The sequence below is a fragment of the Lysinibacillus sp. GbtcB16 genome (assembly GCF_019091145.1).
Lineage (GTDB): Bacteria > Bacillota > Bacilli > Bacillales_A > Planococcaceae > Lysinibacillus > Lysinibacillus fusiformis.
Genome location: NZ_JAGXJV010000003.1, coordinates 208,542 through 225,310 on the forward strand (window position 1 = coordinate 208,542; position 16,769 = coordinate 225,310).

Sequence of the window (16,769 nt, forward strand, 5' to 3'; positions counted from 1 at the left end):
CGTTAATCCCCCTTCATCACAGCATCTATATAGATAGATGGATCATTTAAAAGTTTTGCTGCATCGTCCATAAATGGCGTCATCCATTCGGAACCAACACCATATGCGACAGAAATAAGTACTAAAAGGGCTGAAGGCATAAACAGCATTTTGTAGATAGATTTGTCAACGATGCCCTTCGTTTCTTTTTCCTCGCCCCAAAAGGCGTAGATGAAGATACGAATTACGGATAGTAGTACGAGCAGTGAGGACGCTAATATGAAAATACTACTCCACATATTACCCGCTTCAAAGCCACCTTGTACAATCAATAGTTTGCCAACAAATCCGCTAAGCGGTGGAATTCCGGCTAAGCCAAATGCTGCAATTAAATAACACCAACCAAGTGCCGGGTATTTTTTCATCAGACCACCCATCTTACGCAAATCAGATGTACCTGTAATGTAGATGATCATACCGATTAACATAAAGAGTGCTGCCTTTATGAGCATATCGTGTACTAAATAAAACATTGCTCCCTTTAAGGAAGCTTCATTCATTTGTGAGACACCAAATAAAATAACCCCTACGGCGATGACAATATTGTAGATAATAATAAGTTTGACATCAAAGTAAGCGAGTGCCCCGATGCATCCAGCCACAATTGTAGCAATGGCAAGTACCATCAATAGATCATGAGTGTAGGATAAATCGTGTACAAAGAATAATGTATAGGTACGTGTAATCGCATAGACACCTACCTTTGTGAGCAGTGCACCGAATAATGTTAGTACAGGTATAGGAGCCGCTGCATACGAAGTAGGAAGCCAAAAATACAATGGGAAAATGGCTGCTTTTAATCCAAATACCATTAAAAAGAGTACAGCTATAACGGTAATGATACCTGGTTGATTGATTTCAGCTATTTTAACGGCAATATCAGCCATATTCAATGTTCCTACAACCGAGTATAAAAAGGCTACAGTAATGACAAATAGGGCAGACGAAATAACATTAATTAAAATATATTTAATCGATCCTTTCAGTTGCCCTTTCTCGCCACCGAGGACGATCAGTAAATAAGATGCCATTAATAATACTTCGAAGAAAACGAATAAGTTAAAAATATCACCTGTAGTAAAGGCCCCATTAACCCCAGTTAAAATAAACATGATTCCAGGGTAATAAAAGAATCGTTCACGTTCCTTCGTAATAGAACCAAAGCCATACCAAACAACAAAAAAGGCAATTAACAATGTCGTTGTCACGAGCAATGCGGATACCATATCAGAAACCATTGTAATCCCGTAAGGAACTGGCCAATCTCCGAAAGTGACCTTTTGGATACCATCATGTTTCACTTTCATTAGAAGTGAAATGGCAGTGATCAAGGAAATCCCGATTCCAAGTAATGAAAATGTTCGTTGATACATTAAGTTTTTTTGCCCAAACATTAAAATCATACCGAAGAAAAACGGAATGATGATAGGCAGTAGTAGGAAGTTATTCATCCTCATCACTTCCTCTCATTAAGCTAATATCATCAGTTTGCAGCTCCTGATAGGAACGATATGCCAGCACTAGGAAAAACGCTGTGACACCAAAGCTAATGACAATAGCAGTTAAGATAAGTGCCTGAGGTAATGGATCTGCAAAAGTTTTGGCTCCTTCGTTTAACACGGGTGGAGCCTCACCACCAAGACCACCCATCGTTAATATAAGTAGATGAGCACCATGACTTAAAAGTCCTGTACCAATAATAATACGTAATAAACTTTTTGATAAAATTAAATAGACAGCTGCCATAAAGAGGAAGCCAATGACAAAGGCCATAATTATTTCCATTATTCATCCTCTCCAATCGTTTGAATAATGGTCATCGTAACACCGACAACAACCAGATAGACACCGCTATCAAAAAGCATAGCCGTGTGTAAAGACTGTTTGCCTAGAAGCGGTAAATCGAAATAATTAAAGAAATGAGTAAAAAAAGGTTCGCCCACAAACATAGGGAATGCCGCAGTAGCAAGGGCTAATAATAAACCAATAGCCGTTAAATACGTGTAATTAATAGGTAAAATATGGCGTACAGTACGGATATCAAACGCTAACACTAATAGCACAATGGCACTGGAGGTTAAAAGCCCTCCAACAAAGCCACCACCCGGCGTGTAATGACCTGCTAAAAAAATATGAATGGAGAAGAAGAAAATAATGAAGAATACAATTTTAGCCGTAAATTGTATTATCACATCATTTGTTTTCATGTGTTTTCTCCTTTCTATTCATACGCAATTTAATCATTGCAAAGATAGCCATTCCAGCAATAGCGAGTACTGTAATTTCAAACAATGTATCAAAGCCACGATAGTCTACTAAAATTACGTTGACAATATTTCCTCCGCCCGCTAAAGAGTAAACGGTTTCCTCATAGTACTTAGAAATAGTAGGAATGAGTTTTTGCGAATGAGCGGATAGTGCGACAAGTGTTACCATGACACCTACTGCAATGGATATAACAGCTCGATTTAATTGAAATCTCATACGCTCTTCTCGTTTACCAAGCTTTGGCAAATGGTAGAATGCCAATAAAAAGAGGGCGACAGATATAGTCTCAATAACAAGCTGTGTTAAGGCTAAATCTGGCGCATTAAAAATAACAAAGAATAATGCTACCGTATATCCAACAGAGCCAAGACCTATAATGGCCGTTAACCGCGATTTAGCTAGTATGGTGATAGCTGTTCCAATTAATAAAACCACGACTAAAATAATTTCATATGGTCTTATCGGAGCGGTCCCTTGGAATGAAAGACTAAAGGCATTTTTCACAAAAAGCGAACCAATGACGATAACAGCAATACCACTAAACATGTAGAGTAAATAATGACGCATTGAGCCCGTCATATAGAGTCGAGAGAGGCGATTTAAGCCAACATCTAATCCCTGCATAATTTTGTCATAGGTATTATTCAAAGTGAAAGCCTTTGGGAATCGCTGATACATTCCTTGCCATTTTGGTAGTGAAACAAATAGTAGTACTCCAATAATGATAATTCCTATCGTCATCAGAAGTTCAGGGTTGACCCCATGCCATGCTGCTACATGTATGTCAATATCTTGTGGTGTTTCGTATAGAAATGGCTGAATCGCTAGAACAGCCGGTTTGACAAATGTATCGCCAATAAAATTCGGGATAAAGAATATGAACACAACTAATCCCGCTAAAAGCATTGGAGAAACTAGCATTCCAATAGGTGCCTCATGTGGTTTATGAGGTAATTGCTCTGGTTTGTAGTTGCCATTAAATGTTCGGAAAACAAAATAAAAGCTATAAATAAATGTAAAAATACTAGCAATCCAAGCGATGATTGGGAAGAGCACTCCCCATGTATCAAAGCCAAAGAGCTCAAACTTTTGAAGGGAGAGCATGGCTGTTAGAAACATTTCTTTACTTAAGAAGCCATTAAATGGTGGAAGACCAGCCATTGATAAGCTTCCTATCGCCGCAACTGTAAAACTGATAGGCATAATACTCATTAACCCACCCAATTTTCGAATATCACGCGTTCCTGTTTCATGATCGATAATCCCAGCAATCATGAATAGGCTACCTTTAAATGTTGCGTGATTAATGAGATGGAAGATAGCAGCAAATGCCGCGAATTTAATAGTATCTACTGATTCATTCGCATGAAACGCCACTGCGCTTGCCCCAAGTAGTGACATAATAAGTCCAAGTTGACTAACTGTCGAGAAGGCTAGAATTCCTTTTAAGTCCGTTTGCTTGACTGCAAAGAAGGAACCCCAGAATAAAGTTAAAATACCTATACCTGTTACAAGCCATACCCAGAGCTCAGAGGCTGCAAATATTGGGGTAAAGCGTGCTACTAAATAAATACCTGCTTTGACCATCGTGGCAGAATGTAGGTATGCACTGACTGGTGTAGGTGCTTCCATTGCATCTGGTAGCCAAATGTAGAATGGGAATTGTGCAGATTTTGTAAATGCTCCTAGAAGTAATAAAACAAGCGACCATGTAAATAAAGGTTGATCAACTAAATTCGGTGCCATAATAATTAGCTCTCGAATGGAATAAGTTCCTCCCATTAAATAGAGAAGTACAAATCCGCCTAGCATCATTAAGCCGCCGCCGACTGTTATCATCATTGATTTCAGTGCGCCAAGGCGTGATGCATCACGGTTATACCAATAACCAATGAGCAGGAATGAGGAAATGGACGTTAATTCCCAAAAGAAATACAGTGTAATTAAATGATCTGACTGTACTACTCCAAGCATTGCAGACATAAATAACAGTAAGTAAACATAAAAATTATGTAATTTTTCTTTATGTTTATCTAAATAAAAAATGGAGTAGAGGACAACTAAAGATCCGATTCCAGTAATTAATAGCGAGAATAATAAGCTAAGGCCATCCAAATAGGAGACGAAGGAAATATCAAGCGATGGAATCCAAGGAAGTTTAGCAGTAAATACTCCACCTTTAGCCACTTGTGCAATATAGGATGCATAAATAACTACGAGCGTAGCTGGAACAGCGAGAACAAACCAGCCAGTATGAATATTTTTTATGCTTTTATATAAAAATGGTACGAAGATTGCAGCAAGCATTGGAATGAAAATATAAAGTACTTGTAACAAAAAAACCCTCCTTTATGCAGGTAAGTAAATCAATTATAACGTACTTTAATTGGGAATGCATACGTACTATTGGGATTTAGCTTGCGGTAGTGGAAGAATTTTCGTTATATTATAAATAGGAAGTTATCAAGAAAAATAGAGGAAAAAAATTTTTATGAAGAATCCATATATCTACGGTTATTTACCATTAATTACAATTTTATTGTTTAGTTTGACATTTGGTATGTATGCAGTTGGAGAATCTTTACAGATTTTTCGAGCGATCGGTGTATATTCAGGAATGCGAGAGTTTTTATCTGATGTTGAATTACGTGTATTCTTACTCATAGTGTTTGCTGTTGTTTTTTTTATGCTATTTTCAGCACTCAAACTAGTAGGAGAAACCATTCATGAGTTAGGAATGCTCTTTTTTTCAAAAGACAACGATGGTGCAACTGTTAGCCAAGCGCGAGGCGGCTATATCATTTTGTTTATTGGTGCTATGTGTTCAGCATTTGCAATCCAATTCATTTATGTGTTAATAGGAATTTTTGTCCTCACTGTTTTTACATATTTCATTTATCTTATTTACAAAATGAGTCATTTTATGTCAATGGGCGGCACAATCGGTCTATTAATCTTTGAACTTTTTATGTGGACAATTCTATTAACATTCATTGTGTATGTTGTATTGAAACTATATAATGGTATTTTAGCAAGTCTACCATTTGCCCAATAAATGCATACTGTAGGCAAAAACTATCGAGAGGCTCAATCTCGATGGTTTTTCTTATGTTCAAGTGACTATTTGGTGAATGACTACATGTTGTTCGAGCGTAGGTAACTTCTTATTTTTCCTGTCACGTCCAAGCTTTACATTAATGGGTGCAATGAAGTGCTTTTATGTAGAAGTTGGTGGGAATGAAGGGCCGTGACTTCTGAGGGGAATAGGGGAAAGGCGAGATTCTGGAGTGAGCAGATGTTTTCTGTGCGAAAGCGTAGGAAGCGGGGACCCCATCCGTAGTGGAAATCAAAGGCTTTCTTTTATTCGAATGGAAAAGGAAAAAGAAAAAAGGATTGTAGGCAAACTCTCCAATTTTTCGAGTTTGTCTACAGTCTGAAGGGAGCAGAAAATCTCTTTCTGCTCCCTTTTGTGATCATTACATCCAAACCACTTATCTTACTCAAGTAAAACATTAAATAATTGATGATGAATTTTGTATTCTTCTAATTTTAGCATGGATTGAGGCTTATCATATCCAATCCATACGGCAGCTGTATAGGTATCATTAAGTCCGGCAAGCCAATAGTCTCGATAGTCATTTGTTGTCCCTGTTTTGGCACCAACATAGCTGCTATTACTGTAGACTCCCTGTCCCGTACCGTTCATCACAACATCGGCAAGTAGCTCACGCATGTATTTTACTGTTTTAGGAGACCAAATTTGATCACGCTGTGTATCCCAACTATAGAGCTCTGTTCCATCTAAAGCTGTAACTTTACGAATGCTATGGGCTAGAACATAAGATCCATCAATAAAGCTTGTATAGGCATCTGCTAGTTCTAATGCTGTTACACCATAAGTAAGCCCGCCCAAGGAAGCGGCATAATTATGGTCCTTTTCTACAATGGAGCGGAAATGGAAGCGATCTAAATATTGAAATGCTGTATCAACGCCAACTGTCTGGAAGAGTCGCAGTGCCGATGTATTATAGCTATGTCGAAACGCAGTGCGTAGCGACACATCCCCATACTTGTATCCCCCATAGTTTTGAGGGCAGAAGGATCCGACACAATAACTACCACCATTTACAATTGAATCCGGTGTATGTGTGGTTGTTTCAAAGAAAGGAGCATAAACGGCCAGTGGCTTAAAGGCGGAACCTGGCTGACGTGTTCCTTGAAATGCGCGATGATAATCAAACTTTTCATAGTTTTTCCCTGCGTATAAGCTAACGATCTCTCTGGATTGGTTGTGAATAACAGCACCTGCTGCTTGCAATGAACCGGCACCCAAAGTAGCGGTCATTTGTTGCTCATCATGCTGCTGTTTTTGGGGATCCAATGCAGTGTTAATTATGAGTCCATTTTGAAATAATGTATCAAGTCGATTGTCTAATTGTGTCTTAATTTTTTTCTTTTCTTCCTCATTGTCTGTATTGTTAAGCCGATCCGCATAGCCTTCTTTTTCTGCAACTAACCATTTTAATTCTTGAAGAACGTAAGTGCCATACATAGGATAGCTTTGTATTTTATCCTTAATATGCAATGTAATAGGTTCTGCCTTATAAGTCGTCGCATCTTCCTTAGTAATGCTACCTTTCACGGCAAGTGTATCTAATAAACGTTCTTGACGTGCTTTAGTTTGATCAAAGTTTTTTAAAGGGTTATAAAGTGACGGGTTGTTAGGAATTGCTGCAATAAAAGCAATTTCAGCTATTGATAATTGCTGGAGTGGCTTTTGAAAATAATAAGTGGCTGCTCCACCAATTCCGTAAACTTGATTGCTAAAATAGGACTCGTTAAGATACATCGTTAAAATTGCTTCTTTATCGAATTCTTTTTCTAATTCATAAGCATAAAAAAGTTCGGTTAATTTTCGTTCATATGTTTTTTCATCAGATAAATAACGCATTCGAACAAGCTGCTGTGTAATCGTACTGCCACCCTGTGAGCTAGTACTCGTATTTGAATTGGCGACTACTGCACGCATAATAGCACTTAAATCAAAGCCGATGTGTTCGTAAAAGTCGGCATCCTCACTTGCAATGAATATTTCCTGGGCAATTTGTGGAATTTCTTGTAATGTTAGTGGCTGCCGCCATTCGACATATTCCTCACTAAATGTTTGCCCATTTTGGTCCTTAAGTGTTACAGGAAGCTGAGGTTGTACTTCCGGTAAATGAATAGCCTGTGTAATTTGTTCCTCATGTGCTTGTGCGGTATTGATTTCTGTTCGTATGTTTGTGCTAATCCACCATAGAACAGGTAAGGAAAGAAGTATAATAAAAAAACCAAAAGCCTTTTTCATGTGTGCCTCCACTCTTTCTATGAATCCTTCAACAGAATAACATATTTTGGATTGATTCCAAATACTCGGTCAGACCTATTTCCTTTGTTTTGAGAGAGGAAGTTAAAAGTGCATAAATCGTCAATACTTTGATGAAGAAAACCAATCGGAAGTATGTTAGACTAAAATGAGGTCAAGAAGGATGAATTGTCATCTTTTTCATTGAAACTGAAAATTATCATTAAAGGAGAGACTTCCATGTTTCCACAATTAACAACAGACGTACAAGCAGGCGAAGTGCTTGTAGAAATGAACACAACATTAGGGGCAGTTAAAATTAAATTGTTCCCAGAGTTTGCACCAAAAACTGTTGAAAACTTTTTGGGTCATGCTAAATCAGGTTATTATAACGGCATCATTTTCCACCGAGTTATTCAAGACTTTATGATTCAAGGTGGGGACCCAACTGGAACAGGTATGGGCGGTGAATCGATTTGGGGAGATTCTTTTGAAGATGAATTCTCAGATAAATTGTTTAACCTACGCGGTGCGCTATCAATGGCTAATGCTGGTCCAAACACAAATGGTTCTCAATTCTTTATCGTTCAAATGAAACATCTTCCAAGCGATATGCTTCGTCAATTACAAGGAGCAGGCTTCCCAGAGGAAATTATTGAAGCTTATGCAAAAAATGGCGGTACACCTTGGTTAGACCATAAACATACTGTATTCGGTCATGTTGTAGAAGGAATGGATATTGTGGATAAAATTGCGGATGTAGAAAAAGATCCCCGTGATAAACCATTAGAAGATGTGAAAATTGAGTCAATTACAGTCTTTGAATAATAATTATAAGGACGTGTAGAGCATGGAAAACTTAATGTATCAATTTTTATATTTCCCTGAAGATAAATCAGGATATATTCCAGCAGCATTTGAATTTTTAATCATGCTTATTTTGTGTGTAGTCGTGTTTACGCTTTTCCGTAAAATTTCTAAGAAACAGGAAATTAAATCAAAAGAAATTGAAGCACGTATACTAGCAGAAAAGAAAAGTACAAACAACCAACAAAATGTCTAATTAAAAAGAATCTGCCTCCAATGGAGACAGATTTTTTTATTTACATTTTTCTTTTAGAACGACGAACGATGTTTTGTAGTGTTTTAAAGGCATTGAAGCAAACGAGTACAATGGATAGGCCAATCCCGCTCATGGCGGTAATAAAGGCAACCCATTCGAACAGCGTATAGCTCCAAACACTATCTAAATCACTACTGTCCTTCCATTCTTCAATGACTAAATTCATTCCGTATATACCGGATATAACCGTAAATACAGTTAAAATAAATAGTAAATTATTACTTCGATTATCAGACTGATCTTCTTGTGTTCGATATAAACTGTTCAATGTCGCTTTTGTTTCTACATAATGTTCATTAATACGGAAATGCTTTCGTAGTATTTGAGAAATTTCCCGACCTTCAGTCCGAACAACGACTTCTTCGAAATAATAACGTGCAGAGAACTTTGTGATTAGTTCGATTAATTCATTGACAATTTGTTTATCTTTTCCCCACTTTATTTCACTGTATTCGTAGGATAGTTTTAAGAGCATCATTTTATAAAAATAATGAATGAACAAATTATAATAGTGAGTACCCATAAACTCCTGAATGCTATGTGAACAATGTTTAAATGGCTTATTTGTAAGTGTCATTTGTGCCTGTGCTGAAGAGATAATATAACTATTGGGTGCCCAGCGTGTATGGGCGTGTTCCTCTACATAGTTTGAAATATATTGAGAATTTGTGCTTGAAATAAAGGGTTTGCCATCAGGTGTTCTTCCATCTACTTGCCCTAATCGAAAAAGATGCTCAGGTAAAAGTTCTGCTTGTTCATCACATATTAAATAGGCTGAGGAAAACATTCGTTCATCTTCAAAAAAGGGCAATCCTTCATAGCTATGATCTTGCCGGTGCTGTAAAAAAGGCTTTAGGAAGGGAATAAAATAGTTAAATAATAGCTCACTCGTAGAATCACAATGACCGAACGAGAAATGGTGACTTGCGCCCTTTTCCTCTCGCAATTTTGCCTCCAGCACCCTAAAGTAATGAATGAAATTTAAAATATCGCTAATGTCATAAGGATTGTCTATGCTTGTTCGTACAGTGACGATGCCATTGCCGAAAGGGCATAGCGTTACATCGATGCTCATAAGCTCATAGTTTATACAATTTTCTTGATGGTGTAAGGCCCCTTGTGTATAAAATGCTTTTGAGAAACGAAGAAAGTCTGGGCTATCCATTTTGTTTGGGAATAATTTGTCTTCAAGAAAGGGATAAAAAAACTGGGCAAGCTCTTCATGTATGATTGTTATGTCTCCATAAAAGGCATTTTCAAGAGTCATATTGTTCAATTCAAAAAAAGAAAACCCTTCTTCTAAAAGGATATTACCAATCTTTTGCCGATCTTTTGTTTGGTAGGCGAAGGGAAACAAGAATGTCATATAGGCACGCTGAATTATTAAAGGAACTAAGTCCATTGAAAACACCCCTTTTTCCATCCGATTGTTAAGAAACTTTTCCACATAGGAAGGATTTTAAACATCTAAAAAGAAGGAATCCTAAATAATCGGGATTCCTTCTCTTACTTTTATTGTTCAAACGCTTTTTTAAAGCGCTCTACGCCGTCTCGTACTGTTTCAAATGAACAAGCTACATTCATACGTAAGAAGCCTTGACCCTCTTCACCGTATTTTGTCCCTGGCTCTAACGCCAGTTTACCAATTTCTAATAGTCGGTTCATAATATCTTTTTCTTCAAGGTTAAGCTCTCTATAATCAATCCATATTAAATAAGTGGATTGTGGTTTAATGATGCGAATGCCTGGAATCTGCTCTAACTCTGCTTTGACATAATCCATATTTGCTGAAACATACGGCAACAATTCATCTAGCCAAGGGGAGCCTTCCGTATACGCAGCCTGTAATGCTACAGAGGCGAAAGTATTTAATGAGCCTTGTCCACTTGCCATATTCACAGCTTCAAGCTGTAGACGTTTGTTCTTATCTGGCACAATCATATAGGAAACCTGAATACCTGCTAAATTAAATGTTTTAGTAGGAGCCATACACGTTACAATACGATTGATTTCATCGCCTGCTACTTTGGCAATAGGAATATGTTTTTCTCCATTTATCATTAAATCAGCATGAATTTCATCTGAAATAATAAGGACGTCGTATTGAGCACAGAGTCGTACAATTTCCTTTAAAGTAGCTTCATCCCATACATAACCGCCAGGATTGTGAGGATTGCATAATATGTAGGCTTTCACATTTTGAGCTAGTGCCTGTTCAAAAGCTTCAAAATCAACGATAAATTTGCCATCATTTTTTTCAACTAGTTGGCAGCTTACCACTTCGCGCCCATTGCTTTTTGGGATGTTAAAAAATGGTGGATAAACAGGTGTGGAAATAAGGACTTTATCTCCCGGATTAGTAAAGGCAACAATGCTATTTGCTAAGGCAGCCACAACACCATTACAGAATACGATGGAATCCTTATCAATTTGCCAATCATGACGAGTATTTTGCCAGTCCACGATTGACTGTATCGCTTCCTCACTAATAAAGCTATAACCAAAAATAGTGCGTTCAGCATGTTCCTGCAATGCTTTTGAAACGGCTGGTGGAGCAGCAAAATCCATATCAGCTACCCACATTGGCAAGATATCGGACGCATCGTTTAGTCCATAAACCATTTTCATTGCGTCCCATTTGACGGAGTTTGTACAACGACGTTTGATAGTTTGATCAAAAATAGACAAGCAAATCACTCTTTTCTTTTTTATTTACTATGGTATCATACGATTATGATCAAAGGATAATAGGTGAGTATTTTGGAAAATGTAAAAATGAATCAAGCAGCTGTCCATCTGCTAGAGGAGTGGGATCCATTCCACTTAGGTCCAGACCATTATGATACGGAAACAGCAGATGTTGTAGCGGCATTGCAAGGAATCGATGATCCATCTACGCTTGCAAAAGTAATTCAAGAAACATATGAGCATTCGTTTGAGCAATGGATTCCTTTTGAGGATTGTGTAGCCATCTCTTACAAACTGATTGCTATTAAATTTGAAGCAAAATGTATTATTTAAAATATTTTGCATATTTCCTATAAAAAAAGGGGTTGTCCTACGACAACCTCTTTTTGCATTGACATGATAGAGGCTCTAAATCCTTATTTAAATATTGGTAAAATACCTTGAATGAAAATAATTAATATAGCAATTGGGGACACATAGCGAATTAACATGTACCAAATTGTAAACATCCAATTAGATGCGGCTAGCTCTTTACGAGAAATATCTTTTGTATAATAATAACCTGCAAAAATTGAGATTAGCAGAGCGCCAATAGGCATTCCGATATTGTTGGTCATAAAATCAACAAAATCAAAAATAGAACGGTCTAACATCTTCACATCTGATAGTATACCAAATGACAGCGCACTAGGAATACCAACAATAAAGATAATGATGCCACCAATCCAGGCAATTTTTTTCGCTTTTCGGTTAGCCTCCTTGTACTAAAGTTTTATTTTACCGCAATATTTTCATAACACAAGCAAATTTCTGAATATTGATTGAGGGGATTTCTCCATTAAGAGCCAATTTATAGAGCGTGTGAGGGCGTTTTAGTAAGGTTCCTCCTTTTAGAGTAAATAACATCCTTAATATGTAACAATTAGGGAGGTTCTGTCGTTCCATAAACAAAAGGAGGGGATCGCCTTGGAGGAAGCTGAATTAATAGCGAGGGCACAGCAAGGAGACAAAGAAGCCTATATCGAACTTATTCAAATTCATCAACAAACAGTTGAAAAGTTTGCCTTTCAGTGTGGCGTACATAGCAATGATTTAGCAGATGTTTCACAGGAGGTATTTGTTAAACTGTATCGCTTTTTACATCAATTTAAACAGGATCGATTTACGACGTGGCTTTATAAAATTACATTGAATGCTACACGTGATTATTATCGTAAGGAACAGAGAGAGCTGGCAAAAGAGGACAAGCTTAATGCGCAAAGGCAAACCATTTTCCTCTCTGCTGAAGACGATGTTCTATTATTTGAAGAAGATAAACTCTTACACAATGCTATTCAAGCCTTAGATGAAAAATATCGGTACCCTATCGTACTGTATTATTTCCACGAGCTAAAATATGAAGAAATCGCAGAGGTTTTAAATATTTCATTATCAACGGTTAAGGTACGGTTATTACGTGCGAAAGAAAAGTTGAAGGCAGCATTAATGCAAGAGGGGAGTGTTGAAAATGGATGATCAACAATTTAATCAACGTATGGGACTACTGAAAAAATCCTATGAGCGAATGGAATCAAAGCTAGAACCACTGCATGTTCTTCAGCAAATTGAAAATGAGGATGCCAAAAGGCAATTTCAAGAAATTAATAAAACGGTTCCAAAGCCTTCAACAAAATGGCAAAAGCCTGCTGTTTGGATTGCTAGCATCGCCAGTGTGTTATTAGTTGGAATCTTAATGTCGTCATATATGTTCCATCCGTCAACATCTGTGCATTCAAATGAAGAAAAGATAGAGAGTAGCTATGAAGAATGGTTTTCAAGCTTACAAAAAAAGTATCAAGAAAAGCGCGAAAAAACACGCCAGGAGCTCCATATACCCGAACAAGACTTTAGGAAACTATCGTTTATTGAAATCGCTGATAATAAATACAATGATAAAGCTAGAAATAAAAATATAGTAGTTAATAGAATGATGGATAATCCAAAATATTTAGCGGAGTTGGAGCAAGAAATACTAGATAATTTGCAAACACCTCGGGAGTTAATAGAGCAAATCAACACATTTGAAAACTCTATGTCATATGAGGAATCTCGATATTTTTTTAGCAATTATTTTTATTCAACGAAAGATGTTTTACAATATTATACTAATCAACTTTCTCCCTATAAGAATGTACTATCACAAAAAGAGGGAAATTATCCTAAAGAACTAAAACAATTAATCGCTACGGCTAAAAAACAGTATTTTGAGTTGTCTAATGATGGGAAAAACTTTAGCTTTAGAGCAGATCCCATTTTTCAGCAAAATGCACCAGCATATACTGATCGTCTTCACTCTGACATATTAGGTCTGTTTAAATATTGGGCTACTGGCTCTTTATTGGAAGGTGAAAATTTACGGTTTTCTACAGAAGAAACTGCTCGAATTTTAAAATTATATGAAAGAACATTAGTCACAGACCTATCAGTAGGAGGACTTGATTTCCTATTACGGGATTTAAAGAAAGAATTCGAAAATACGTGGCTTTTACTTCTAAAAGGTATGGATGACATGAGTAGATATTCGCCCGAACATATCGAGTTTTTAAATGCCACTGCAAATGGAAAGTATGGAGAATCGATGCGCTTGACCGCACAATTTATAGTTGAAGAATATAACGCAAATAAACAATCAAAAACATTAGACATACTTACAACAAAGGATATCTGGTTGGAGTTGTTAAATTTACGAGACAAAGTCTATATAGAAACAGAAGATGGCTCAGCAGGTTTACGTATTGATTTCCGATGGATTTACCAAACGGAAGCCCTATACAATTCCTATACATCAAGCAAAGACGATACCATCCTAGATTCATTAAATCCAATGAACATCGTTAGCCTATTCTTATATGCACAAGGAAAAGGCGATCAAGAAACCATTAAACAGTTAGTTTCTCAAGATGTAGATATGAATAAAGTAGTTCAATTTGATGGTATGGAACATTTTACAGTTCTTTATGCAACTGATGCATCCCAAACAACGATTAAAGTAGACGTGAAATCAGAATCAATTCAATTGATCGGCCAACGCTTAACCTTCCAATTAGGTACAGAGACTATAGGAAAAGGTGAAAAACGTTGCATCATTACAGCCATTTCTGAGTAAGGAGATTTTTTGCCCCGATTTTACACGTATGTTATAATTTAACCGATATATACGTAGCAAACCAAAAGAAAGTGGGCAAAGGTTATGGTAAAAAAATATGAATTAGGAGACGTGTTGACCGGAAAAGTTACAGGTATTCAACCATACGGTGCATTTGTTGCATTAGATGACAATACGCAAGGCCTTGTGCATATTTCGGAAATAACATACGGCTTTGTGAAGGATGTTAGTGAATTTTTAGCTGTTGGGCAAGAAGTAGAGGTCAAGATACTTGAAATCGATGAAGAGGCCGAAAAAATTAGTTTATCGATGAGAGCACTACAGGAACGCCCGGCAACAGTTAGAAAAAAAGAAGCACCACCACGCAAATCATTGCAGGACCGTGTAGATGAATCGGATGCGAATGGTTTTAATTCCTTAAAAGACAAATTACAGGACTGGATTGAACAATCTGGACAATAAAAAACGAGGATACTTTCAACGTGAAGGTATCCTTGTTTTTATGTTATTGCTTTTTTATTTTTCGGATTCGGTATTGAAGGTTTTGTCTACTCATCCCAAGTGCATTCGCGGCTTTTGTAATATTGCCCTCATATAAATTCAAGACATTTTGCACATAATATGATTCGGCTTCGCGCAAATAAGCATCTAATGGCATGACATCATGATTTTGATGGAACATAAAGAATTCAGGTTCACGATTGTTGGTATCTTGTTGCTGTACCTTGAAGCGGAAATGCAACGGCAATAAATCTGAGGTTACCGTAGACTCTATCGTCATAAATGAAACAATTTCATCCAATAGTAACTCGAGTTCCTTTAAATTGCCAGGCCAATCATATTGTAAGAATAATTCCTGTACATCTGGTGCTAGCTCTGTAACCTGTGAAGCAAATCGTTCTCGATGTCGGCTAAAATAATCATCCACAAATGGGAGAATATCTTCTTTTCGATCAGTTAAATGGGGAATAGTAATAGCCATCGTTGCAAAGAAATAATAAAGTGATTTGGACAGCTTTTTTTCAGCAATTAATGTAATCGGGTCGCTACCTACACTGCCAATTAACATGTACTTGGACTGCGGTAGGGACTGGAGTATATCTAATAATTGCTCTTGAATGTCTAAGCTCAAAAAATCAATGCGCTCAAAGAAAAAGGTATAGTCTTTATCTTCTTCTAAAAGCTGATTTAATTTATCAAGCACTGATTGAGCAGAACGACGACTAACAAGTGTCATAAAGGCTTCAGGATCTGGTGAAGCCGCGTGGTGAATACCTTCAGCCACTAAATCCTTGCCTGTCCCAGATTCCCCAATTAATAATACTGGTAATTTTACAGCCGCTGCTTTTTTAGCATTTTCGATGACCTGCTTCATGGCTTCAGATTCAGCTTTTATCATGTCGAACGTCAAAGGCTCATCATATCGACGAAGGGGTTGATAAACAAGCTTTTCTAATGATGTAATATCACGCGCAAATTCTATTGCCCCAATCAGTTTTCCATCTACAATAAGTGGAAAAGTATCATTAATGGTTGTAATTTCATGCCCATTTTTATTCCAATAGGATTGTTTGACATTAATTTCTTTCTTTCCAGTTTGTAATACACGCATTAAGGTACTTTCGTGCTGACGGAAGGAAAACATTTCAATAATCGAACGATCCGCTAGCTCATCAAAATGGAATCCTTCAATTTCTTTCATTTTTGTATTATAAATAATCGTCTTGCCGGATAGGTCTACTGCATGAATACCAACGGATACATTTGTTGCAATAAACTCATAAAAAGGTAGTAAAGGTTCAGAATTTTTCATAAAAATGTGCACCTCAAAAATTTTTTACTTGAAATATGCAACGAAATTTTGCATTATAATAAGTGTAAGAATATTTTATACGCAAAGATATTTTGCGTCAATGTTTTTTGCATACCCAAATATATCTCACAAGGGAGGATTAAAGTATGATTCCATACAAACACGAACCATTCACAGATTTTTCACAAGAGGCAAACTACAATGCTTATGTAGAGGCTTTAAATAAAGTTGAAGGTTACTTAGGGCAAGACTACCCACTTATTATCGGTGGCGAGCGTATTACAACTGAAGATAAAATCGTTTCGTATAACCCTGCAAAGAAAACAGAAGTTATTGGCCGTGTGTCAAA

16 protein-coding genes and 1 pseudogene are annotated in these 16,769 nt (G+C 37.0%); 8 read left to right on the forward strand and 9 right to left on the reverse strand.

All coding sequences use genetic code 11. The features are described 5' to 3' along the window. Positions 1-2: 2 nt before the first annotated feature. Genes KVT27_RS15995 through KVT27_RS16010 form a run of 4 tightly spaced genes read right to left on the reverse strand, consistent with a single transcriptional unit; the run spans position 3 to position 4,644 of the window. The gene (locus KVT27_RS15995; protein ID WP_036119880.1) at positions 3-1,490 is read right to left on the reverse strand and encodes a Na+/H+ antiporter subunit D; all 1,488 of its coding nucleotides are present in this window, start codon (positions 1,488-1,490) and stop codon (positions 3-5) included. Further along, the gene (locus KVT27_RS16000) at positions 1,483-1,824 is read right to left on the reverse strand and encodes a Na(+)/H(+) antiporter subunit C (protein ID WP_008178124.1); all 342 of its coding nucleotides are present in this window, start codon (positions 1,822-1,824) and stop codon (positions 1,483-1,485) included. Before KVT27_RS16000 ends, KVT27_RS15995 begins: the two co-directional genes overlap by 8 nt. Next, complete coding sequence (locus tag KVT27_RS16005) at positions 1,824-2,246, reverse strand: Na(+)/H(+) antiporter subunit B (RefSeq protein WP_012292381.1); 423 nt, start codon at positions 2,244-2,246, stop codon at positions 1,824-1,826. The genes KVT27_RS16000 and KVT27_RS16005 overlap by 1 nt, the downstream gene beginning before the upstream one ends. Continuing rightward, positions 2,233-4,644, reverse strand: a complete 2,412-nt coding sequence (locus tag KVT27_RS16010) for a Na+/H+ antiporter subunit A (protein ID WP_217581617.1) — start codon at positions 4,642-4,644, stop codon at positions 2,233-2,235. Before KVT27_RS16010 ends, KVT27_RS16005 begins: the two co-directional genes overlap by 14 nt. A 154-nt stretch (positions 4,645-4,798) precedes the next feature. Between KVT27_RS16010 and KVT27_RS16015 the strand changes: the two genes are divergently transcribed. Then, positions 4,799-5,362, forward strand: coding sequence for a DUF5366 family protein (locus KVT27_RS16015; protein ID WP_008178131.1), 564 nt, complete (start codon positions 4,799-4,801; stop codon positions 5,360-5,362). A gap of 441 nt (positions 5,363-5,803) precedes the next feature. Here KVT27_RS16015 and KVT27_RS16020 read toward each other — a convergent pair whose 3' ends face one another. Beyond that, the gene (locus tag KVT27_RS16020) at positions 5,804-7,654 is read right to left on the reverse strand and encodes a transglycosylase domain-containing protein (protein ID WP_217581618.1); all 1,851 of its coding nucleotides are present in this window, start codon (positions 7,652-7,654) and stop codon (positions 5,804-5,806) included. Between the two features lie 237 nt (positions 7,655-7,891). Between KVT27_RS16020 and KVT27_RS16025 the strand changes: the two genes are divergently transcribed. Both KVT27_RS16025 and KVT27_RS16030 read left to right on the forward strand, forming a co-directional pair. Continuing rightward, a complete protein-coding gene (locus KVT27_RS16025) occupies positions 7,892-8,479 on the forward strand; it encodes a peptidylprolyl isomerase (RefSeq protein ID WP_036119874.1) in 588 nt (195 codons plus the stop codon). Positions 8,480-8,501: 22 nt separating this feature from the next. Then, the gene (locus KVT27_RS16030; protein ID WP_008178137.1) at positions 8,502-8,714 is read left to right on the forward strand and encodes a hypothetical protein; all 213 of its coding nucleotides are present in this window, start codon (positions 8,502-8,504) and stop codon (positions 8,712-8,714) included. 40 nt (positions 8,715-8,754) lie between these two features. On the opposite strand, the gene KVT27_RS16035 is transcribed toward KVT27_RS16030, so the two are convergent. After that, positions 8,755-10,176 carry a magnesium transporter CorA family protein gene (locus tag KVT27_RS16035; RefSeq protein WP_150906967.1) on the reverse strand — a complete coding sequence of 474 codons (1,422 nt, stop codon included), beginning with the start codon at positions 10,174-10,176 and terminating at the stop codon, positions 8,755-8,757. Between the two features lie 110 nt (positions 10,177-10,286). Next, positions 10,287-11,462 carry a MalY/PatB family protein gene (locus KVT27_RS16040; protein WP_036119867.1) on the reverse strand — a complete coding sequence of 392 codons (1,176 nt, stop codon included), beginning with the start codon at positions 11,460-11,462 and terminating at the stop codon, positions 10,287-10,289. Between the two features lie 72 nt (positions 11,463-11,534). On the opposite strand from KVT27_RS16040, the gene KVT27_RS16045 reads away from it, so the two are divergent. After that, entirely contained in the window at positions 11,535-11,795 is a 261-nt protein-coding gene (locus tag KVT27_RS16045) for a DUF1871 family protein (RefSeq protein WP_008178143.1), read from the forward strand. Positions 11,796-11,878: 83 nt separating this feature from the next. Here the strand turns inward: KVT27_RS16045 and KVT27_RS16050 are convergent, their stop codons facing one another. Beyond that, on the reverse strand, positions 11,879-12,121 hold the full coding sequence (locus KVT27_RS16050) for a hypothetical protein (protein WP_225316109.1): 243 nt from the start codon (positions 12,119-12,121) through the stop codon (positions 11,879-11,881). Between the two features lie 307 nt (positions 12,122-12,428). Here KVT27_RS16050 and KVT27_RS16055 point away from each other — a divergent pair, with 307 nt between their 5' ends. The 3 genes from KVT27_RS16055 to yugI all read left to right on the forward strand — a co-directional run bounded on the left by KVT27_RS16055 (position 12,429) and on the right by yugI (position 15,069). Next, positions 12,429-12,977: an RNA polymerase sigma factor gene (locus KVT27_RS16055; RefSeq protein ID WP_036145504.1), complete on the forward strand. Its 549-nt coding sequence runs from the start codon at positions 12,429-12,431 to the stop codon at positions 12,975-12,977. Next, positions 12,970-14,607 (forward strand): hypothetical protein, encoded by a 1,638-nt coding sequence (locus KVT27_RS16060; RefSeq protein WP_217581619.1) that lies wholly within the window; start codon positions 12,970-12,972, stop codon positions 14,605-14,607. Before KVT27_RS16055 ends, KVT27_RS16060 begins: the two co-directional genes overlap by 8 nt. 84 nt (positions 14,608-14,691) lie before the next feature. Further along, positions 14,692-15,069, forward strand: a complete 378-nt coding sequence (yugI, locus tag KVT27_RS16065) for a S1 domain-containing post-transcriptional regulator GSP13 (protein WP_008178152.1) — start codon at positions 14,692-14,694, stop codon at positions 15,067-15,069. A 43-nt stretch (positions 15,070-15,112) separates the two neighbouring features. On the opposite strand, the gene KVT27_RS16070 is transcribed toward yugI, so the two are convergent. Continuing rightward, the gene (locus tag KVT27_RS16070; protein ID WP_008178156.1) at positions 15,113-16,420 is read right to left on the reverse strand and encodes a sigma-54-dependent Fis family transcriptional regulator; all 1,308 of its coding nucleotides are present in this window, start codon (positions 16,418-16,420) and stop codon (positions 15,113-15,115) included. 146 nt (positions 16,421-16,566) lie between these two features. Here KVT27_RS16070 and KVT27_RS16075 point away from each other — a divergent pair. After that, positions 16,567-16,769: pseudogene (locus tag KVT27_RS16075) on the forward strand (L-glutamate gamma-semialdehyde dehydrogenase); the annotation flags it as partial.

Bases quoted from the DNA above. Each gene is read 5' to 3' on its own strand.
- KVT27_RS16020 (WP_217581618.1), bottom strand. From the start codon at position 7,654: ATGAAAAAGGCTTTTGGTTTTTTTATTATACTTCTTTCCTTACCTGTT.
- KVT27_RS16060 (WP_217581619.1), top strand. From the start codon at position 12,970: ATGGATGATCAACAATTTAATCAACGTATGGGACTACTGAAAAAATCC.
- KVT27_RS15995 (WP_036119880.1), bottom strand. From the start codon at position 1,490: ATGAATAACTTCCTACTACTGCCTATCATCATTCCGTTTTTCTTCGGT.
- KVT27_RS16035 (WP_150906967.1), bottom strand. From the start codon at position 10,176: ATGGACTTAGTTCCTTTAATAATTCAGCGTGCCTATATGACATTCTTG.
- KVT27_RS16000 (WP_008178124.1), bottom strand. From the start codon at position 1,824: ATGGAAATAATTATGGCCTTTGTCATTGGCTTCCTCTTTATGGCAGCT.
- yugI (WP_008178152.1), top strand. From the start codon at position 14,692: ATGGTAAAAAAATATGAATTAGGAGACGTGTTGACCGGAAAAGTTACA.
- KVT27_RS16030 (WP_008178137.1), top strand. From the start codon at position 8,502: ATGGAAAACTTAATGTATCAATTTTTATATTTCCCTGAAGATAAATCA.
- KVT27_RS16015 (WP_008178131.1), top strand. From the start codon at position 4,799: ATGAAGAATCCATATATCTACGGTTATTTACCATTAATTACAATTTTA.
- KVT27_RS16005 (WP_012292381.1), bottom strand. From the start codon at position 2,246: ATGAAAACAAATGATGTGATAATACAATTTACGGCTAAAATTGTATTC.
- KVT27_RS16070 (WP_008178156.1), bottom strand. From the start codon at position 16,420: ATGAAAAATTCTGAACCTTTACTACCTTTTTATGAGTTTATTGCAACA.
- KVT27_RS16025 (WP_036119874.1), top strand. From the start codon at position 7,892: ATGTTTCCACAATTAACAACAGACGTACAAGCAGGCGAAGTGCTTGTA.